Raw genomic sequence first — 20,156 nt, forward strand, 5'->3', positions numbered from 1 at the left:
CGCCATGGACGAAGAGCAACCCAGCATCCGGGCAATATTGGACCGCCTGCGCGCGCCCGCCGGCAATCCCGTGGCCCGCGCCCGCTGGCTGGTCGAGCGCCAGGTGCCCGAAGCGCGGCGCGGCCCCGGCTGGGACCGGCACTGGCGCGAGCTGGAAGCCTATCTGGACAGCCCGGTCAGCTGGTCGGGCAATCGCGATGCGGACGGGATAGAAGGGCTGGACGATGACCTCTGACCGGCTGATCGACATGATGATCGCGCGGCTGGTGATCGCCCATGGCAAGAGCAAGCATCATTGGCGCAAGGTAATCGGCCCGGTCCGCCTCTACAGCCGCGCCACCCACCCCCATTGCAACTGGGCCTTCACGCCCAGCGGCACGGCCGGTGAGATATCGGTGATCGAGACGCTGCTCGACGACCTGCACCTGCGCCATCCGCTGATCGACCGCTGAAAAAAAGGGGCGCGGATGGCCTGTCGCCATCCACGCCCCCTTGCGACCCCAGAGGGAAGCCGTCAGCCGGCGAGCTGCGTTTCCAGTTCGCCCAATACGCGATAGCAGTCGAACACCTTGCCAACCGAGCTGTTGGGCTCGCGGCCCTCGCGGATCGCGGTGATGAACTCGCGGTCCTGCAATTCAATGCCATTGTTGGAGATGGCAACGCCGGCCAGGTCGATCGGCTCTTCCTTGCCGTTCACCAGATCGTCGTAGCGCGCGATATAGGTGTCGGTGTCACCGATATAGCGGAAGAAGGTGCCGAGCGGCCCATCATTGTTGAAGCTCAGCGACAGGGTGCAGATGGCGCCGGTCTCGCTCTTGAGCTGGATCGACATGTCCATGGCGATGCCCAATTCCGGATGGATCGGCCCCTGCATCGCGTGCGCCGCCACGATCCTGCCCGCCTGATAGGCGAACAGGTCGACCGTATGCGCGGCATGATGCCACAGAAGATGGTCGGTCCAGCTGCGCGGCTCGCCCTTGGCATTGATATTCTTGCGGCGGAAGAAATAGGTCTGCACGTCCATCTGCTGGACGTTGAATGCGCCCGCCTGGATGCGGTTGTGGACGAACTGGTGCGACGGGTTGAAGCGGCGGGTATGGCCGACCATGCAGACAAGGCCGGTTTCCTGCTGCTTGGCGAGCACCGCCTGCGCATCGGCCCAGCTGTCGGCAAGCGGGATTTCCACCTCGACATGCTTGCCCGCATTCATGCAGGCGATCGCCTGTTCCGCGTGCATCTGGGTCGGCGTACACAGGATCACCGCATCGACATCGTCACGCGCCAGCGTCTCGTTGAGATCGGTGGTCACATGGCCGATGCCATATTTCTCGGCGACCTTCTTCGTCGCCTCCAGTTCGCGGCCGATGATCGAGGTGACCGTGACGCCGTCGACATATTTGAGGCCATCAAGATGCTTTTCGCCAAAGGCGCCGGCACCGGCGAGGGCAATACGCATGGAATTTTCTCCTGGGACAGGTTAGCGGGCGGGTTCGAGCACCAGGTGCCCGACCGCGGTGTTGGAAGCGGGAACATGATAATGGCGGTGCAGCGGCCGGACCTTGTCGCCCAGCGCCCCGCGCATGATCAGCCACATGACCATCTCGATCCCTTCGGACCCGGTCTCGCGCAGATATTCGATATGCTCGATCGCGCGCAGCGCCTCGCCATCGTCACTCTGGCTCATCAGGTCGAGGAAGCGATTATCCCACTCGGCATTGATGAGACCGGCGCGCGGGCCTTGAAGCTGGTGGCTCATGCCCCCCGTGCCCCAGATCTGGACGTTGAGATCCTCGGGGAAGCTCTCGACCGCGCGGGCGATCGCCTCGCCCAGCCGCCAGCAGCGATTGCCCGACGGCGGCGGATAGGTGACGACATTGACCGCCACCGGAATCACCCGGCACGGCCAGGCGTCGGGCTGGCCGAACATCAGGCTCAACGGCACGGTCAGGCCATGGTCGACATCCATCTCATTGATGATGGTCATGTCGAATTCGTCGAGGATCAGGCTCTGGGCGATGTGCCAGGCCAGGTCCGGCTCGCCGATCACGTCGGGCACCGGGCGCGGCCCCCAGCCCTCGTCGGCTGGCTTGTAGCGTTCGCCACAGCCGATCGCGAAGGTCGGGATGATCTTCATGTCGAAGGCGGAGGCATGGTCATTATAGACCAGGATCACGACATCGGGCTTTTCCTGCGCGATCCATTGCCGCGACCAGTCATAGCCGGCGAACAAAGGCTGCCAATAGGGTTCGGCGGTCTTGCCCAGATCCATGGCAGCGCCGATGGCGGGCACATGGCTGGTGGCGACGCCGGCAGTGATGCGGGCCATCAGCGTTTCTCCTTGATGGAGCGGACACCCTGAGGCGAGCGGCCGCCGGCGATCATCATCGCCTGATACTCTTCCGGGCTCATCCCGGTCATGGTGCCGACCGCCTGCAGGAAGCTGAGGCCGTCGGTCGAAAAGACCTTGGCGAGGAAATAGATGTTCCCGCCCAGGTCCAGGCAGCGATTATAATCGCGGTCCAGGATCGCCTGTTTCTGCGCCTCGGTCATCGGCCATTCGTCGATATAGGCGCGCTCGCCGGCCAGCCAGCGGACGCGGTTTTCCGCCTTCATCAGGCTCATCGCGAACTGGTTCATCCAATAGCCCTGACGCGCCCGCGCCGCCGTATAGACGCGGGTGCCCGGGATATCGTCGAACTCGGCGAGATATTCGTGGATATCGATGCTCATCTCATCCTCTCTTGGCATCCATCCCCCGGCCCTTCCTTCCAACAAAGGACCGGGGGATGAACGCGCCCCTCCGCGGGGATAGGGTTATAGGCCGCGCGCCTTCAATTGCGCGTCGAGCCGGGGGAAGACCCGGCGGGCATTGCCCGCAAAGATCGCGGCACGCTCGCCCTCGCTGATGTCCAGCGCGTCGACATAGCGCTTGGTATCGTCGAAATAATGGCCCGTGGTGGGATCGATGCCGCGCACCGCGCCGACCATTTCCGACCCGAACAGGATATTCTTGTTGTCGATCACATCGGCCAGCAGGTCGACGCCCGGCTGATGATAGACGCAGGTGTCGAAAAAGATGTTGTTCATCAGATGGGTCGACAGGTCGGGCTTCTTCAACATGTCGGCCAGACCGCGGTAGCGCCCCCAATGATAGGGCACCGCGCCGCCGCCATGCGGGATGATGAACTTGAGGGTCGGGAAATCCCTGAACAGGTCGCCTTCCAGCAACTGCATGAAGGCGATGGTGTCGGCCGCGATATAATAGCCGCCGGTCGCGTGCATCGCCGGATTGCAGCTGCCCGACACATGGATCATCGCCGGCACGTCCAGCTCGACCATCTTCTCGTAGAAGGGATACCAATATGTGTCCGTCAGCGGCGGATGCTGGAAATGACCGCCGCCCGGATCGGGATTGAGGTTGCAGCCGATGAAACCCATCTCGACGCAGCGTTCCAGCTCGGCAATGCTGTTCGCCATGTCCGCCTTGGGCGACTGGGGCAGCATGCACACGCCGACGAAGGTTTCGGGGAACAGGCCGACGACGCGCGCGATCAGGTCGTTGCAGCGCATCGCCCATTCCTTCGCCACCGCCGCGTCGCCGACATGGGGGGCCATGGCCGACGCGCGCGGCGAGAAGATGGTGAGGTCGGCGCCGCGTTCCTTGATCAGGCGCAGCTGGTTCGCCTCGATCGTCTCGCGGATTTCGGCGTCGCTGATGTCGGGATAGGCGGGGGCCGGCACGCCCGCCTTGAACGCCGCCTTCTGCGCCTCGCGCCAGGCGTCATGCCCCTTGGGCAGCACCGTATAATGGCCGTGACAGTCGATAATCATGGTCATGCCGCGTCGGCCTTTCCTGCCTGAACCTGCGTGATGATGTCGATCTTGGCGCCCAGCCCCTCGGGCGGCGTCTTGAGGCCCAGCGTGCCGATCGCCTGCTGGCGCTCGACCGTGCAGCGCGTCATCGCGGAACCGGTGCCAAGGCCGTCGAGCGTCTTGACCACCTCCTCCATCTCGGCCGCCCGGCGCAGCCCGTGGACCATCATGCGGTCGAGATTATAGTCGGCGCGGATATCCCAGGGACGCGGCTTCTCGCTGGCGTCGAGCGATCCGATCACCTCGTCCAGCACGCCCGCCGCATCGGCCGCCAGCATACATTCGGCGGTCAGCGCCTCCAGCCCCTTGACCATGACCGATCGGATCATCTTGATCGAAGACGCCCGGCCGACGGCCTCGCCGACGACGCGGATATTGGTGAAGCCCAGCCGCGCCAGCCCCGCCCGCGCCGCATCGGCATGGGCACCGCTGACCAGCAGCGGCACGTTCAGCCGGGCCGGATCGACCGGCGCCATCACGGCGACATCGACATAATGGCCGCCGGCCGCCTCGATCGCGCGGGCTGCCGCCTGCTTGGTCTGCGGCGCGACGCTGTTGAGATCGCAATAGAGGGCGCCGGGGGCGATATGGGCGGCGGCGGCCTGCGCCACCGCGAGCGCCTGGTCGGCGGTGACGAGCGACAGGATGAAGGGGACGGGCGCGACGGCATCGGCCAGCGTCGGCACGGCCCGGACGCCGGCCCTGGCACAGCGCGCCAGCATCGCATCGCGGGTGGCGCCGGCATCGGTCTGGATATCATAGACGCGGGCCGCGTCGATCCAGTCCCCCGCCATCGCAAAGGTGGACCCCGCCTCGCCAAATCCGATCAGACCGATTTCCTGCTCCATGTCGGGTTGGATGACGGATCATGTCTGATGCCGCCAATCGAATCCGCTGGACCAGTATAAGATTTTACGAATTCATATGTGCCGCAGCCTGATCGATCGCGGCCATGAACTGCTGCTGCAACCGGGTCGGGCGCCAGTCGGCCCGCGTCGTGAGGCCGATGGTCCGGCTGATCGCGCCGGGTGCCGGGCCGATATCGATCAGCAGCCCCGCCTCCAGCTCCAGCGCCAATTGATCGTGCGACAGCAAGGTCAGATACTCGCCGCCGACCAGCAATTGCCGGATCGTCATCACCGATCCGCATTCGATCGGCACCGCCGGCAGATCGCCGCCCAGCGCCGCGAACATCGCCTGCCACAATTGTCGCAGCGGCGTGCCTTCCGGCGGCAATATCCAGGGATAGCGGCGCAGCGCATCGGCGTCCCAGCCCGCCGCCAGCGCATGGCCGCGCCGCGCCAATATGGTCGGTCGATCCTCGAACAAGGGCCGTTGCGCCAGGTCCAGCGCCATGGCCGGATCGCGCAGCGCGCCGACCATCAGGTCGATTTCGCCATCGCGCAGCGGGCCGACCAGTTCGGCATGCGATCCTTCATGGACGCTGATATTCACCAGCGGGAAATCGGCGCGGAACCGGGCGATCGCATCGGGGATCAGGCGCGCGCGAGACAGCGGCATGGCGCCGACCAGAATGCGCCCGCCCTCCTGCCCGCGCAGGTCGGCCAGATCCTCCAGCCCCTGCCGCAATTCCGCCAGCGCCAGCCGCAATCGCTGCGCCAGCACCGTCCCGGCCCTGGTCAGCATAACGCCGCGCCCGCGCCGGTCGACCAGCCTTTGCCCCAGGGCCAGCCCCAGATCACCGACCGCCCGATGCAGCGAGGGTTCGGCCACGCCGGTCGCCACCGCCGCCGCCGCATAGCTGCCGCCACGTGCCAGGGCGACGAAGGCGCGCACCTGCGCCGCCGTCACCCGGTTGCTGCCGATCAGCCGCAGCGCCGCGTCGATCCGGGGCTTCAGCCGCTCCGCCGGTTCCAGCGCGACCATGCCGCCGGGCTGGCGCGCGAACAGCGGCAGGCCCAGTTGCGCCTCCAGCTTGGCGATCCCCTGGGTCACCGCCGGCTGGGTCAGGTTGACCGCGCGCGCCGCCAGGCTGACGCTGCCAAGCTCCACCACGGCCGCCATCGCGGCAAGATGACGGATATTGAACTGATCGGGGTTCATGTCCAACACTTAGCAAAAATTTATGCACTGGTTCCAGTTCGGATTTGAGCATCGCGCTGCACCTGTCCACATCGCTGTCAACTTATGCGCGAGGAGAAGGCTTGATGTCCGGCATTGTCGTCCAGAATATCGAACGGGCGGACCTCGCCGTCATCGATGGCCTCGCCAAGGCGGGCGTCGCCACCGTCCATGAAGCCCAGGGCCGCAAGGGCCTGCTCGCCTCCTATATGCGCCCCATCTATCCGGGCGCCCGCATCGCCGGCAGCGCGGTGACGATCTCCGCCCCGCCGGGCGACAACTGGATGGTCCATGTCGCGATCGAACAGTTGAAGGAAGGCGACATATTGCTGCTCGCCCCGACCAGCCCCTGCACCGACGGCTATTTCGGCGATCTGCTCGCCACCTCCGCCCAGGCACGCGGCTGCCGGGGCCTCATCATCGACGCGGGCGTCCGCGACGTGCGCGACCTCAAGCAGATGAACTTCCCGGTCTGGTCCAAGGCGGTCCATGCCCAGGGCACGATCAAGGGCACGCTGGGATCGGTCAATATCCCGGTCGTGTGCGCCAATGCGCTGGTCAATCCGGGCGACGTGATCATCGCCGACGATGATGGCGTGTGCATCGTGCCGCGCGCCGACGCCGCCGCCGTGCTGGAAAAGGCGCAGGCCCGCGAAGCTGCCGAGGAAGCCAAGCGCGTCCGCCTAGCCGCCGGGGAACTGGGCCTCGACATCTACAATATGCGCCCGCGCCTCCAGGAAATGGGCCTGAAATATGTCTGACGGCCAGCCCAGCGCCCGCGTGATGTGGATGCGCGGCGGCACGTCCAAGGGGGGCTATTTTCTGGCCGAAGACCTGCCCGCCGACAGCGCCGTGCGCGACGCCTTCCTGCTGCGGATCATGGGATCGCCCGATCCGCGCCAGATCGATGGCATGGGCGGCGCCGATCCGCTGACCAGCAAGGTCGCGGTCGTCAGGAAATCCGATCGGGAAGGCATCGATGTCGACTATCTCTTCCTCCAGGTCTTCGTCGATCAGGCGATCGTCAGCGACGCGCAGAATTGCGGCAATATCCTCGCCGGCATCGGTCCCTTCGCGATCGAGCGTGGCCTCGTCGCCGCGCAGGACGGCGAGACCCGCGTCGCCATCTTCATGGAAAATACCGGACAGATCGCGATCGCCACGGTGCAGACGCCGGGCGGCACGGTCCGCTATGACGGCGAGGCCAGGATCGACGGCGTGCCGGGCAGCGCCGCGCCGATCCCGCTGGAGTTTCGTGACACCGCCGGCTCCTCCTGCGGCGCGCTGCTGCCGACCGGCAACGCCTTTGACGAGGTGGAGGGCGTCCGCGTCACCCTGATCGACAATGGCATGCCGTGCGTCGTCATGAAGGCGCAGGATGTCGGCATCACCGGCTATGAGGACCGCGACACGCTGGACAAGGACGTGGCGCTCAAAGCCCGGATCGAGACGATCCGCCTTGCCGTCGGCGAACGGATGAACCTGGGCGACGTCAAGGAAAAGTCGGTGCCCAAGATGATGCTGGTCGCTCCGCCGCGCGACGGCGGCGCGGTCACGGTGCGCAGCTTCATCCCGCATCGCGCCCATGCCTCGATCGGCGTGCTGGGGGCCGTCAGCGTCGCCACTGCCTGCCTGATCGACGGCTCGCCTGCGGCCGAGGTGGCATCGATCCCCCAAGGCCATCGCAAGACGCTGTCGGTCGAGCATCCCACCGGCGAGACGAGCTGCATCATGGACCTGGACGAGAGTGGCGCGGTCACCAGCGCCGCCATGCTGCGCACCGCACGCAAGCTGATGGATGGAGAGATTTTCGCATGACCGCCCCCGAACTTGGCCGCATCATCAGCTGGCACGGCAATCCGTCCAAACCGCGCTACACGCCTCCGGCCGGCGCGATCGACGCCCATTGTCATGTGTTCGGTCCGATGGCGCAATTTCCCTTCAGCGCGAAGGCGAAATATTTGCCCGAGGATGCCGGCCCGGACATGTTGTTCGCGCTGCGCGACCATCTGGGTTTCGCCCGCAACGTCATCGTCCAGGCCAGCTGCCACGGCACCGACAATGCCGCGACGCTGGACGCCATCGCCAAGTCGAACGGCAAGGCTCGTGGCGTCGCGGTGGTCGATCCGGCCATTTCGGAGGCCGATCTCGCCGCCCTGCATGAGGGCGGGATGCGCGGCATCCGCTTCAATTTCCTCAAGCGCCTGGTCGATGACGCACCCAGGGACAAGTTCCTGGAAGTGGCCAAGCGCCTGCCCAAGGGCTGGCATGTCGTCATCTATTTCGAGGCCGACATATTGGAGGAACTGCACCCCTTCATGGACGCGATTCCCGTGCCGCTGGTGATCGACCATATGGGCCGCCCGGACGTGACCCAGGGGCCGGATGGAGCCGACATGAAGGCGTTCCGCGCCTTCCTCGACAGCCGCGACGACATCTGGTTCAAGGCGACCTGCCCAGACCGACTGGACCCGACCGGTGATCCGTGGAACGCCTTTGCCGATGCGGTAGCGCCGCTGGTCGCCGACTATCAGGACCGCGTGCTGTGGGGCACCGACTGGCCGCACCCGAACATGCAGGATGCGATCCCCGATGATGGCCATCTGTTGGACATGATCCCGCGCATCGCCCCGACCGAGGCATTGCAGCGCAAATTGCTGATCGACAATCCGATGCGCCTCTACTGGCCCGAGGAGGCGGTCTGAACAGCCGCCAGTCCGGCGCATTGGCCTTTCCTTCCTGCCTCGGCTATTGAAGGCCGCAAGTCGAGCGAGGAGAATGGCGAATGGCCAAGGAGACCGAACTCAAGCTGGAGCTGGACCCGGAGGCTGCAGCCTTCCTGGAAGCGTCCGACTTGCTCAGTGGCCCGCCCTATACCGCCAAACAGCATGCCATTTATTTCGACACGCCCGGCCAACGGCTGCAGGCCGAAGGCATGTCGCTGCGCATTCGCCAGGAAGGGCGCAAGCGAACCCAGACGCTCAAGATCGCCGATGGTCCGGCCGCCGGCCTCTTCGCCCGCTCCGAAACCGACATGCCGGTCAAGGCCAACCAACTGGTCCATCAGCCGGATAGTCCGCTGATTGACCTGCTGGGCGACCAAATCCATCTGCTGGCGCCGGCGTTCGAGGTTTCGGTGGAACGGCGCGCCTGGTTGCTCAAGCTGCGCGGATCAAGCATCGAACTGGTCATGGATCGTGGCATGGCCAAGGTCGCCGGACGCTCTGCCTCGATCAACGAAATGGAATTGGAGCTCAAATCCGGCGACATCGTCGATCTCTTCGCGCTCGCGCGCAGGTTGGACCAGATAGCTCCGGTCCGCTTGGGTGTATTAAGCAAGGCAGAACGCGGTTACCGGCTATTGGGGGCCGCGGTCGAGGCGCACAAGGCCGACCCCGTCACGCTGGACCGCATGATCACGACCGCCGCCGCCTTCCGCCAGATCGCGCTCGCCTGCATCCGGCATTACCGCCTGAACGAAGCGCTGTTGCTGGACACATGGCGGCCAGCCGCCTTGCACCAAATGCGGGTCTCGCTCCGCCGCCTGCGTGCGAGTTTCACAATTTTTAAGCCGATACTGGACCCTGTTCGGGCAGACCATTTCAGCAGGGCATTGCGTGGGCGCTTTGCGATCCTGGGAGAGGCCAGGAACATTGATGTCCTGCTCGATCATTGCCCGACCCACAATTTGCGCGACGAGATCATGGCGGCGAGATCCCAGGCCTATGCCCATGTAAAAGACGAACTGATGTCGGATGCCGGCCGCCGCTTGATGCTGGATCTGCTGGAATGGCTGATGGACGGTGATTGGCTAAAGCTGTCCCCCCGAACGCATCTGCGCGACACCATGGCAGCCGATTTTGCCGGTGCCGTGCTCGACCGCCAACGCAAACGCTTCAAGAAACATGGCAAGATGCTCAAAACGGGCAGCGACGAAGAGCGACACCGGGTGCGCAAGGATGCCAAGAAGCTCCGCTACGCATCGGAATTCTTCACCACTTTGTTTGGCACGGTTCGCCAGCAACGGCGCTACGGCCAATTTATCGAGGCGTTGGAAGATGTGCAGGATCAACTGGGAATCTTGAACGACCACAGCACAGCACGGGAATTGATCGATCGGCTGTTTCCATCGAAACGGGATGATCTCGTCAGCCTGCTGGGCGATACACCGACCAGAAAGGCGATCAAGCGCGCCGATCATGCCCGGGCCGATCTGGTCGATCTCAAACCATTCTGGCGCTAGGCTTCCGCCTTAGTCCCGGACAGGCTCAGGCCTGCACGATGTTGTTCCGCACCGCATAGCGCACCAACTCTGCGGTCGTGCTGAACGCCAGCTTGTGCATCGCTGCGGCCCGATGCGTTTCCACCGTCTTTGTGCTGACACCCAATAAATAGGCGATCTGCTTGTTGATCTTTCCCTCCGCAATAAGCTGAACGACCTCGCGCTCGCGCGGTGTCAATATCGTGGTGCGGCCCATATTTCCGCTGCTCGCGACGAATTGGTCGATCAACATCTCGGCAATCGCTGCCGAAAAATACGCCTTGCGCAGAGAAAGTGCTTCCACCGCCGCACGTAATTCGACGCCGCCATCCGACTTGAGGACATAGCCCCGCACACCGGCGCGAAGCAGATCCGTCACAAGCTGTTCGCGATCATGCATGGTGAAGATCAGTATCTCGATGTCCGGCAATTCCTGCTTGAGCAGCCGGGTGAGTTCCAACCCGTTTATCAAAGGCAGCGAATAGTCGAGAATAGCGATATGCGGCCGTGTGTCCCGCGCCGCCGCCAGGGCGTCCCTACCGTTTGAGGCCTCGGCGACGATCCGCCAAGACGCCCTCCCTTGCAACAGGCCGCCAATCCCCTTTCGGACCAGTTCATGGTCATCGGCAATCAATATCCGATCCAGGCGTCCGGCCACGACATCACCTTATCCCTTGGCTCCTGGCCGATGACACCGTGCCCGATCCGGAACGTTTTCATCATCCTAAGCGCCAGATGAGCGCCAGCCCGCAGGGGGCCGACCCGGGAAGCCTATGCTTCACAGACGCCATCGCTATGCGGATCTTCTCAATTCGTTCATCCGTGACATTTCGTGCAGGGCTTCGATCCGCCTTGCGCGAGTGGCAGAGGGCAACTCCCCGAAAAGATCCCGATACCACCCCGCCAATCGCCCCAGTTCGCTGATGCCCCATCGGTTGGCGACGATCGTCACCGTGCACAGCCTTTCCTGATCCGTTGCCAGATCGTGCCGGATCCGATTGAGCCTGAGCTTGCGGACGAAGGATTGGGGCGCCTCGCCGAACACATGATGGAACGCCCGATACAATGTACTTTGCGAGGTGACCGCAGCCCGTGCGATCATACCGATCGACAGGGGCTGTTCCAGATTCGCCGCGATGAAATCCTGCGCGCGCCGGACGATAAGGCTGTATCGGCTGAGGTCGCGCCGGCCCAGGACAGGCTGCGGGCTTCGCGCCAGAATGGCGATGGCCCTTTCCAGCGTCCCCCGGCCCAAACGGCTGCCCGACATCGCCGCTGGCCCATGCCCGGCATGCAACCGGCCAAAAGCATGCCGCACAGGCGCAATCGCCTTCGCAGAAAAGGACCGAGGGCTGACGCCCGTGCCGCCCAGTTGCCTGTGGTCCAGCACCAGGTCCATGTCGGCGGCAAGCTGCTCAAGGCGATCGCCGCTCAGGGATGCGCAGAGATAGACGGAGCCAGGCGCATATATCCCCTCATGCAGGTCGCCTGGCTGGAAAACACCAATGGCGCCCGTATCGACTTCGCCCAGCCACTGGCATGATCCCGGTGCCATCTGGATGCCGACGCCCAGCGATATCATGCTGTCAGAAAGCGCCCCGGTGAGAGCGACGCATCCCTCGACATATCCACTGCTATACACGATGTCGTCATGGGTCGAGAAGGCCAGGCTTCCCCCCATTGCACCGCAGGAGAGCTGCACCGCATCCAACCCCGCGCCCATCACCGCCTGCTGCAGAGCTTCTACACGATTCACGGCAACGCGATCCCAATGCTCGCCGGCTTCATAGTGCGCGCACGTCATCGCCCATGCTCCTCGATTGACGAACAGCGAAGCTGTCGGCCATCCCTCTCAGCTGTCAACGCCGTTGCGACGGCCCGTGCCGGCCTCAGGCACTCAGAGGGTTACGCCACGCTTCCAGATCGCAATGTCGCGCTCGCCATTGACCTCGTTGCGCGCCCGGCCACCCGACGCAATGGCGCAGATATGTGCCATCAAGGCATCCGTCGCCGCGTCCAATCCGACATCCAGCACCATGGCTGCATCAAAGTCGATCCAGCCCGGTTTCCGCTGGGCCAGATCATGATTGGTCGCCAGTTTCAACGTTGGCACCGGACTACCCAGCGGCGTACCGCGCCCCGTCGAAAATAACGTCATGGTCGCACCGGCGGCCGCCAGCGCTGTCGTCGACACCGCATCATTCCCGGGTGCCTCCAGCAACGCCAGGCCAGGTCGACGCACGCGCTCGCCATAGGCCAGCACATCCGTCAATGCGGCATGCCCACCCTTCTGGACGGCGCCCAGCGACTTTTCCTCCAATGTCGTGATGCCGCCTGCGACATTGCCGGGACTGGGGTTTTCCGAAATCGGCTCTCCATGGTCGATAAAATAGCGTTTGAAGCGGTTTACCAGCCCCACCAGAGCGTCAAACACCGCCCGGTTTGTGGCGCGCTGCATCAACAGCCGCTCCGCGCCAAATATCTCGGGTATTTCGGTCAGGATCGCCTGCCCCCCTGCCCCGGTCACGACATCGGCGATCTGCCCGATCAGCGGGTTGGCGGTCAGGCCGCTCAGGCCGTCCGATCCGCCGCATTTCAGCCCCAGCCGAAGCGCACCGATATCGACCGGTTCGCGCCGGTCCTGCGATGCCAGCGCCACCAGAGCGTCGATCGAATCCGTCGCATCCTGATATTCATCCGCACTCATCTGCGCGCCGACGCTGCGCACCCGCGCGCGCCGCTCGACCGGGATCCGCTCGATCAGCGCGGCCAGTTGATTTTCCTCGCAGCCCAGGCCGATCAACAGCACACCCCCGGCGTTGGGATTGCAGGCCAATGCCGCCAGCAACCGGGCGGTGCCATCAAGATCGTCGCCCAGTTGCGAACAGCCCAGAGGATGGGGAAAGGCCACGACATCATCGATCCGTCCGGCATGCCGATCAGCCGCCTGGCGCGCGATACGCTCGGCGGTCCGCGCAACGCATCCCACGGTCGGGATGATCCAGATTTCATTGCGGGTGCCAACGCTGCCGTCATCGCGCAGATAACCATCAAACTGCCATCGCCCCGGCGTCGATGGCAGCGCGACCGGCGATGCGGGCGCAAAGCCATAGGGCTCCTCCGCCTTCAGATTCGTCGCCAGATTATGGCTATGGACATGATTGCCAGCAGCGATCGGCCGGGTCGCCGTCCCGATCGGCCAGCCATAACGATGAACCAGATCGCCCGATGCGATCGGGTGCAGGGCGATCTTATGGCCTCTGCCGATCCCTTCGCGCACGATGATATCCAGCCCTGCGACCTTCAACCGTTCCCCTGCGGCCAGTTCGCGCAACGCCACCGCAACCTGATCGACAGGGGCAATGCGCACCGCATCCGGCACTGTCGCAGCGGCGGCCTTTTCCTCAAATGCAATGACATCCATCACCGCCCAATATCATTTATGCCAACGTTGGCACAAGCCGTTTGGAAAAGAACGGATCACCACATAGCCGGGCAGAAAAACCCTATCCGCTGGCGGCAAGCGCGATGGAAAGGCGTGGAGGCGGGGGGAAGACACGGCTACAGCATGCAGAATGGATAAACCCGACAAGCATGATGCCGATGGCGGCTGGACCATTGCCGACGTCGCGCGCCGGGCCGGCGTATCCATCCGCACGGTATCGCGCGTCATCAACCGGTCTTCCCTGGTGAATGCGGATACGCGCAAAAAGGTCGAACAGATCATCGCGCAGCTCCATTTTCATCCCAGCGCGCGCGCGCGCGGGCTGCGTACGGGGCGATCCTATCTGATTGGACTGCTGCATAATGATCGCAATGCGCTGGTACTAGGGGCAGTGCAGCGCGGGATCGCAAGGGTGGCTGCCAAACATGGCTATGAACTCGTCGTTCATCCCACACCAGACAGCGACGACAACGCCATTGCCGATATTTCCCAATTTGTGTCACGCTCGAAAGTGGATGGCGTCATCGTCATGCCGCCCGATTCCGGCGCGCCCGGACTACCCCAAAGCCTGGCCGGCGCGGGCGTATCGGCCGTGGCCCTATCGGCGGTGCCGCTTCACGGATATGCCGCGATATTGGTGTCGGAAGAGCGCGCCGCAGCCCGAGACGTCGGGCTGCACCTCATGGCGTTGGGGCATCGGCATGTCGGCCTCGTTTCCGGTCCGCATAGCGCTCATTCCGCGCAGGAACGTCGCGCCGGGCTGATCGAAGCGCTGGCGGCCGGCGGCATCGACCTGGCCGGCGAAGCGGAAGGCGACTATGGTTTTGAAAGCGGCGTCGCCCAAACCCGGCGCCTGCTCACATCTGCCGTACCGCCCACCGCAATTTTCGTCAGCAACGATATCATGGCGGCCGGCGCCCTTCAGGCAGCGACAGAATTGGGCCTGTCCGTTCCACGGGATGTGTCGATTGTCGGCTTTGACGACAGCATCCTGGCACGCATGCTCACCCCACCGATCACCACGGTGAATCGACCGATGATCGACATGGCCGCCTGGGCCACGACATGCCTGATCGACATCATCGAAGGGCGCCCGTTCAAACCGACGATGTCGCAGGCTCTTTCATTGACCATAAGGGCATCCACCGCGCCGCCCGGGCGGTGATACCACCCCCGATTACCGGCCATGCCATCGCATCGCTTTGCCGGCAATTTAGTGCAACCGTCGGCTCACACCATGCTCAGGCCCGCATCAGCGAGCCCGCGCCACAGATGCAGGGCCTGCACGCTTTCCTTCACGTCATGCACCCGCACCATCTGCGCGCCCAACTGCGCAGCCCGAAAAGCCAGCGCCACCGAACCGCCCAGTCGATCGGCGGCTGGCGCTTCGTTCGACAAGGCGCCGATCAGCCGCTTGCGGCTGCCAGCGAACAGCAGCGGTACACCCAGCCCCTGGAACGTCGCGAGACCGTTCACCAACGCCAGATTGTCGGCCAGGCTCTTGCCGAAGCCCAATCCGGGATCGACCATGATCTTCTCGCGCGCGATGCCCGCGTCGAGGCAGGCTGCGATCCGCGCATCAAGATAGTCGAAGACATCGGCCACCACATCGCCATAGCCGCCCGGATTGTCATGCGGATCATCCCCGGTCGAAGGCGCGTGCATCAGAATGACCGGACAGCCGGCCCGGACAGCAACTTCCAGGCTGCGCGGATCATGTTCCAGCGCACTCACGTCGTTGATGACATGCGCACCGGCAGCCAGCGCCGCCTCCATCACAGCAGCCTTGCGCGTATCGACCGATATCGCGACGCCCGAAGCCGACAGCTTCTCGATGACCGGCACGATGCGGGCGATCTCGTCTCCTTCCCACAGGCGCGGCGCCTTGGGCCGGGTGGATTCACCGCCGACATCGATCAGCGCAGCCCCCGCCGCAGCCATGGCAAAGCCGGCATCGGCCGCCGCCTGTGCGTCTTCCATATGCTTGCCGCCATCGGAAAAGCTGTCTGGCGTGATATTGAGGATCGCCATTAGCTGGGGGGCGTCAAACCGGATTGTCCGACCGCCCAGATTGAGCGGTGCCCGTGTGCCCGATATATTGGTCGCCAGTTGCCGCGCGCGCGCAGCCAGAGCATCGGGCAAGCGCGCAACCACGGCATCGAAATCGGCCACCGGTACCGTCATACGCACCAGGCGCTGCCCATCCCCGCGCGCGGTCAATTCATAGGCCTGGAACCAGATCAGTCCATTGCCCATTCGGGCCACTGTCCCGTCCGGCAGGCCGATCGGGCTTGGCACGAACCAGGTCGGCTTAAGGTACAGCCGGGCGTCAGCGGGTATCTGTGGCAGCAGCATTATATCTCCGTCCGGGCCGACCCTGTCGAAACGATGCCCTTAATTGCAAGCGAAGAACAGCATTTCGACAGGTCTGGCGCGAACCGGAACACCGCCCGATCAGGGTTCGTTGGCGAGCAGATAGGTCTGCCGCAGCGTATCGATCGGGTGGAGCTTGCCCGCCTTTTCGATATGCCAGAAAGTCCAGCCATTGCAGCTTGGCGCGCCCTGCAGCGTCGCACCCATCTTGTGGATCGAGCCGCTTTCGCCTGCAACCGCCAGCGATCCGTCCGCCCGCACCGTGGCGCTCCAGCGGCGCTTGCTGTCCATCAGCACCGCACCCGGATCCAGATAGCCGGTCTCGACCAGCGTGCCGAACGCGACCTTGGGCTGCTGGCGCGCGGTCTGCATGATCGTCAGCGCGGATTCGTCCAGCGGCAGGGCGTCGGCAATGCGCTGCTCGGCCACTTCGATATAGTCCGGCTCGCGCTCGATGCCGATCCACTGACGGCCCAGGCGCTTGGCGACCGCCCCGGTGGTGCCAGTACCAAAGAAGGGATCGAGCACGATGTCGCCCGGCTTGGTGCAGGCCAGCATCACACGATAGAGAAGCGCTTCGGGCTTCTGGGTCGGATGCGCCTTGGTCCCGTTGCGCTTCAGACGCTCCTGGCCGCCACAGATCGGCAGGACCCAGTCCGAACGCATCTGCAGTTCGTCGTTGAGCGTCTTCATCGCCTTGTAGTTGAAGGTATACTTGGCGTCCTCGCCCTGGCTCGCCCAGATCAGCGTCTCATGGGCGTTGGTGAAGCGCGTGCCCTTGAAATTGGGCATCGGGTTCGCCTTGCGCCAGATGATGTCGTTGAGGATCCAGAACCCCTCATCCTGCAAGGCAGCACCGACGCGGAAGATATTGTGATAGCTTCCAATTACCCAGATCGTGCCGTTCGGCTTCAGAATCCGGCGGGCTTCCGCCAGCCAGGCCTGGGTAAAGCGGTCATAGGCCGCCAGCGTATCAAACTTGTCCCAGTCATTATCGACTGCGTCCACCCGGCCGCCTTCGGGCCGGAACAGATCGCCGCCCAACTGCAGATTATAAGGCGGATCGGCGAAAATCATGTCGACACAGCCATCGGGCAGCTTGGCCATCTCCGCGATGCAATCACCGCGCAGCAGACGATTGGCCTCGATCGCCGGTACCGGCGCAAGTGCAACCGCCTTCTTACGCCGCGGTGCGACGCGTTCCATGACACCCATTATGTGCAACCCCCATTCGTTTCGAGGCCCAGCACTGAGTCCTCGGGAGTCGGCCGTCAAGATCAGCAGCTTAGCATTTGAGCCTCATAGAATGGTTAACAAGAGGCGGAACGAAGCGGGTAGCCACGACATATTGAGTCGCGCGACTCGAGCGAGACTCAATATGGGGTGGTGTGACTCAAAAGACTCAGCGCATCGGCGATCCGCATTTTTTTTTGTTAACGCGATCGCGACGCGCCTCAATCCCCCATCCTTGACCCATTCATAATCGAATGGTTATGGGAAATTCATGACCGACGCACGATTCAAGGCCGCCCTGGACTCCACCAGCGATTCACTCTTCAAGGCTCTTTCCGATGCCACCCGCCGCGCCCTGCTCGAATATCTCGTCCGCGAAGGCGAGCAATGCGTTCACGCGCTCACGGCAGTGGCTGGCGTCTCGCAACCGATGGTGTCGCGCCATCTGGGCAAGCTCAAGCAGGCGGGGCTGGTCACGGCGCGCCGGGCCGGGCGAGAGACCTGGTACAGCGCCCGCACGAAAGGCCTGGCCCCGGTGGTGCAGTGGATGGCGATCTATGGTGCGCTCTGGTCCCAACGCTTCACCGCGCTTGAAGCGATCAGCGAGTAACTCGCCCCCTTCCCGCGCCCCTTCCTGCTCCAGCCCGAAATTTTCCGCTGTCCGGGCTGACAAGCAGGGCCAGGCTGACTAGCGTCCCTCGCAATCCGCAATACAGGGGGTCCGCGATGAAGATGATTGCACGTTTCTTGGTGTCGGCAGCGATGGTCTGCGGCACTGTCAGCGCACCAGTGCTGGCCCAGCCCAAGCAGGTGCTGACCCATGAAACGCTCTGGATGATGAAGCGTGTCGGCGCGCCCGTGACCAGTCCGGACGGCAAATGGGTGGTCTACTCCCTCAGCGAACCCTCCTATGAGAAGGACGGCGCAGTCAGCGACCTGTGGATCGTGCCGGCCGACGGATCGGCCGCACCCCGTCGCCTGACCGCGACCAAGGCGGGCGAAGGCGATCCGGCCTGGGCGTCCGACAGCCGCCGCATCGCCTTTTCCGCCAAGCGCGAAGGCGACGATGTCGCCCAAATCTATGTGCTGGATCTCGCCGGTGGCGAAGCGAAGCGGGTGACCAGCGTCCCGACTGGCGCAGGCAAGCCGATCTGGCGGCCCGATGGCCAGGCGATCCTGTTTGAAAGCGCGGTCTATCCCGGCGCGATGGACGCCGCCGCCAACAAGAAGGCGGCCGAGGAACGCAAGGCGCGCAAATATAATATGCGTGTCTATGAGCATTTCCCGATCCGCTACTGGAATGACTGGCTGGACGACAAGCGGCCGAGCCTGTGGCTCCAGCCGCTGGCCGAGGGCGCGGCGGCACGCGACATACTCTCCGCCACCAAGCTGGCGCAGGCCGAGGGTTTTGGCGGCAATGCCCAGAGTGACGGTGGCACCACGCTGGCGCCGGTCTGGAGCCCGGATGGCAAGGAAATCATCTTCACCGCCACCACCGAGCGCTGGAACGCGGCCCATGCCCGCGTCAATTTCGGCCTCTATCGCATGACCGCCGAAGGGGGCGAGCCGGTGCTGGTGACGCCGACACCGGGCGAATATGGCGACATGAAGTTCACGCCGGACGGCAAGAACCTGATCTTCAAGTTCAATACGCAGGGTGAGGAGGTGTATGACCTGGCCCGGTTGCACCGTGTCGCCTGGCCGGCGGGTGGCGCGGCGACGCCGCTGACCGGAGCGTTCGATCGGGAGGTGGACGGCTATGCCGTGACGCCCGACAGCCGCACCCTCTATCTGACCGTGCCCGACGCGGGCATGGAAAATCTCTATCGCGTGCCGGTGAACGGCGGCACGCCCGAACTGGTGATCGCGCCCAAGGTCGGCGGCTATGCCGGCATCGACATCCCGTCGGATGCCAAGTCGACCCAGATCATCGCCAGCTATGGCAGTGCGGTGAACCCGGCGGAAATCGTACGGATCGACCCGGCGGCCAAGCGGCATGAGAATCTGACCAACGTCAACACCGCGCTCGCCGCGACGATCGACTGGACCAGTCCGCAGCATTTCTGGTTCACCACCGACAAGGGCCGGCGCATCCACAACATGGTCGTCACGCCCCCGGCGTTCGACCCGGCGAAGAAATATCCGCTGATGGTGCTGATGCACGGCGGCCCGGCCTCGTCCAACATGGACCAGATCGGCCTGCGCTGGAATTATCACCTGCTCGCCAGCGCCGGCTATGTCGTGCTGATGACCGACTATACCGGCTCGACCGGCTATGGCGAGGCCTTCTCGCGGGCGATCAAGCTCGATCCGCTGCGGGGACCCGCGAACGAGATCAACCAGGCGGTGGATGAGGCCGGCAAGCGCTATGGCTTCATCGACACGGCCAATGCCTGCATCGGCGGCGCCAGCTATGGCGGCCATCTCGCCAACTGGATGGAGGCGACCACCACCCGCTACAAGTGCATCGTCAGCCATGCCGGTGAAGTCGACCTGCTGACCCAGTGGGGCACCAGCGACTTCAACTATGGCCGCGAAGTGGCGAGCGGCGGTCCGCCCTGGGGCGACAGCCCGGTGTGGCGCGACCAGAGCCCGATCACCTATGGCAAGGACTGGAAGACGCCGATGCTGCTGACCGCGGGCGAGCGCGACTTCCGCGTGCCGATGGCGAACACGCTGGAAACCTGGTCGACCCTGCAGCGCATGCAGGTGCCCAGCCGCCTGCTGATCTTCCCCGACGCCTGGCACTGGATCACCAAGCCGGAGGACAGCCGCCAATTCTATCGCGAGGTGCAGGGCTGGCTGGCCCATTATCTGAAGGGCGCGCCTGCGGTGACGGGCGGGCCGATCGCCACGCCGGAAACGGCGACCAAGACGCCCTGATCAGCC

General features: G+C 64.2%; 20 protein-coding genes. 9 read left to right on the forward strand and 11 right to left on the reverse strand.

Annotated features, from left to right (window positions below):
• Positions 1 to 4: 4 nt before the first annotated feature.
• A complete protein-coding gene (locus PMI04_RS15460; protein ID WP_007708653.1) occupies positions 5 to 235 on the forward strand; it encodes a hypothetical protein in 231 nt (76 codons plus the stop codon).
• Positions 225 to 452: a hypothetical protein gene (locus PMI04_RS15465; protein ID WP_007708655.1), complete on the forward strand. Its 228-nt coding sequence runs from the start codon at positions 225 to 227 to the stop codon at positions 450 to 452. The genes PMI04_RS15460 and PMI04_RS15465 overlap by 11 nt, the downstream gene beginning before the upstream one ends.
• Positions 453 to 514: 62 nt before the next feature.
• Here PMI04_RS15465 and PMI04_RS15470 read toward each other — a convergent pair whose 3' ends face one another.
• The 6 genes from PMI04_RS15470 to PMI04_RS15495 form a co-directional block, all read right to left on the reverse strand.
• Positions 515 to 1,456 carry a Gfo/Idh/MocA family oxidoreductase gene (locus tag PMI04_RS15470; RefSeq protein ID WP_007708658.1) on the reverse strand — a complete coding sequence of 314 codons (942 nt, stop codon included), beginning with the start codon at positions 1,454 to 1,456 and terminating at the stop codon, positions 515 to 517.
• Between the two features lie 21 nt (positions 1,457 to 1,477).
• Positions 1,478 to 2,326 (reverse strand): class III extradiol dioxygenase subunit beta, encoded by an 849-nt coding sequence (locus PMI04_RS15475; protein WP_007708665.1) that lies wholly within the window; start codon positions 2,324 to 2,326, stop codon positions 1,478 to 1,480.
• Positions 2,326 to 2,730 carry a protocatechuate 4,5-dioxygenase subunit alpha gene (gene ligA / locus PMI04_RS15480; protein WP_007708667.1) on the reverse strand — a complete coding sequence of 135 codons (405 nt, stop codon included), beginning with the start codon at positions 2,728 to 2,730 and terminating at the stop codon, positions 2,326 to 2,328. The genes PMI04_RS15475 and ligA overlap by 1 nt, the downstream gene beginning before the upstream one ends.
• A gap of 84 nt (positions 2,731 to 2,814) precedes the next feature.
• Positions 2,815 to 3,837, reverse strand: a complete 1,023-nt coding sequence (locus PMI04_RS15485; protein ID WP_007708669.1) for an amidohydrolase family protein — start codon at positions 3,835 to 3,837, stop codon at positions 2,815 to 2,817.
• Positions 3,834 to 4,721 carry an NAD(P)-dependent oxidoreductase gene (locus PMI04_RS15490; RefSeq protein WP_283184794.1) on the reverse strand — a complete coding sequence of 296 codons (888 nt, stop codon included), beginning with the start codon at positions 4,719 to 4,721 and terminating at the stop codon, positions 3,834 to 3,836. The genes PMI04_RS15485 and PMI04_RS15490 overlap by 4 nt, the downstream gene beginning before the upstream one ends.
• A gap of 64 nt (positions 4,722 to 4,785) precedes the next feature.
• Positions 4,786 to 5,937 (reverse strand): LysR substrate-binding domain-containing protein, encoded by a 1,152-nt coding sequence (locus tag PMI04_RS15495; protein ID WP_007708449.1) that lies wholly within the window; start codon positions 5,935 to 5,937, stop codon positions 4,786 to 4,788.
• 104 nt (positions 5,938 to 6,041) lie between these two features.
• Between PMI04_RS15495 and ligK the strand changes: the two genes are divergently transcribed.
• The 4 genes from ligK to PMI04_RS15515 all read left to right on the forward strand — a co-directional run bounded on the left by ligK (position 6,042) and on the right by PMI04_RS15515 (position 10,198).
• Positions 6,042 to 6,716 (forward strand): 4-carboxy-4-hydroxy-2-oxoadipate aldolase/oxaloacetate decarboxylase, encoded by a 675-nt coding sequence (gene ligK / locus PMI04_RS15500; RefSeq protein WP_007708451.1) that lies wholly within the window; start codon positions 6,042 to 6,044, stop codon positions 6,714 to 6,716.
• Entirely contained in the window at positions 6,709 to 7,773 is a 1,065-nt protein-coding gene (locus tag PMI04_RS15505) for a 4-oxalomesaconate tautomerase (protein WP_007708452.1), read from the forward strand. Before ligK ends, PMI04_RS15505 begins: the two co-directional genes overlap by 8 nt.
• Entirely contained in the window at positions 7,770 to 8,660 is an 891-nt protein-coding gene (locus PMI04_RS15510; protein ID WP_007708454.1) for an amidohydrolase family protein, read from the forward strand. The genes PMI04_RS15505 and PMI04_RS15510 overlap by 4 nt, the downstream gene beginning before the upstream one ends.
• An 80-nt stretch (positions 8,661 to 8,740) precedes the next feature.
• Positions 8,741 to 10,198, forward strand: coding sequence for a CHAD domain-containing protein (locus tag PMI04_RS15515; RefSeq protein ID WP_007708456.1), 1,458 nt, complete (start codon positions 8,741 to 8,743; stop codon positions 10,196 to 10,198).
• 25 nt (positions 10,199 to 10,223) lie between these two features.
• Here PMI04_RS15515 and PMI04_RS15520 read toward each other — a convergent pair whose 3' ends face one another.
• The 3 genes from PMI04_RS15520 to PMI04_RS15530 all read right to left on the reverse strand — a co-directional run bounded on the left by PMI04_RS15520 (position 10,224) and on the right by PMI04_RS15530 (position 13,640).
• Positions 10,224 to 10,874, reverse strand: coding sequence for a response regulator transcription factor (locus PMI04_RS15520; protein ID WP_007708458.1), 651 nt, complete (start codon positions 10,872 to 10,874; stop codon positions 10,224 to 10,226).
• A 135-nt stretch (positions 10,875 to 11,009) separates the two neighbouring features.
• Complete coding sequence (locus PMI04_RS15525; RefSeq protein WP_007708460.1) at positions 11,010 to 12,020, reverse strand: AraC family transcriptional regulator; 1,011 nt, start codon at positions 12,018 to 12,020, stop codon at positions 11,010 to 11,012.
• 93 nt (positions 12,021 to 12,113) lie between these two features.
• The gene (locus tag PMI04_RS15530) at positions 12,114 to 13,640 is read right to left on the reverse strand and encodes an altronate dehydratase family protein (RefSeq protein ID WP_007708462.1); all 1,527 of its coding nucleotides are present in this window, start codon (positions 13,638 to 13,640) and stop codon (positions 12,114 to 12,116) included.
• A gap of 151 nt (positions 13,641 to 13,791) precedes the next feature.
• Here PMI04_RS15530 and PMI04_RS15535 point away from each other — a divergent pair, with 151 nt between their 5' ends.
• Positions 13,792 to 14,826 carry a LacI family DNA-binding transcriptional regulator gene (locus tag PMI04_RS15535; protein WP_007708464.1) on the forward strand — a complete coding sequence of 345 codons (1,035 nt, stop codon included), beginning with the start codon at positions 13,792 to 13,794 and terminating at the stop codon, positions 14,824 to 14,826.
• A 65-nt stretch (positions 14,827 to 14,891) separates the two neighbouring features.
• On the opposite strand, the gene folP is transcribed toward PMI04_RS15535, so the two are convergent.
• Positions 14,892 to 16,016: a dihydropteroate synthase gene (gene folP, locus PMI04_RS15540; RefSeq protein WP_007708466.1), complete on the reverse strand. Its 1,125-nt coding sequence runs from the start codon at positions 16,014 to 16,016 to the stop codon at positions 14,892 to 14,894.
• Positions 16,017 to 16,115: 99 nt separating this feature from the next.
• Positions 16,116 to 17,249 (reverse strand): site-specific DNA-methyltransferase, encoded by a 1,134-nt coding sequence (locus tag PMI04_RS15545; RefSeq protein WP_007708468.1) that lies wholly within the window; start codon positions 17,247 to 17,249, stop codon positions 16,116 to 16,118.
• 289 nt (positions 17,250 to 17,538) lie between these two features.
• Here PMI04_RS15545 and PMI04_RS15550 point away from each other — a divergent pair, with 289 nt between their 5' ends.
• Together PMI04_RS15550 and PMI04_RS15555 are read left to right on the forward strand one after the other, a co-directional pair.
• The gene (locus PMI04_RS15550) at positions 17,539 to 17,877 is read left to right on the forward strand and encodes a metalloregulator ArsR/SmtB family transcription factor (RefSeq protein ID WP_007708469.1); all 339 of its coding nucleotides are present in this window, start codon (positions 17,539 to 17,541) and stop codon (positions 17,875 to 17,877) included.
• Positions 17,878 to 17,993: 116 nt separating this feature from the next.
• Positions 17,994 to 20,150, forward strand: coding sequence for a S9 family peptidase (locus PMI04_RS15555; protein WP_283184795.1), 2,157 nt, complete (start codon positions 17,994 to 17,996; stop codon positions 20,148 to 20,150).
• The last annotated feature ends 6 nt before the right edge of the window (positions 20,151 to 20,156 follow it).

The organism is Sphingobium sp. AP49, assembly GCF_000281715.2.
In the GTDB taxonomy this organism is placed as follows: Bacteria; Pseudomonadota; Alphaproteobacteria; order Sphingomonadales; family Sphingomonadaceae; genus Sphingobium.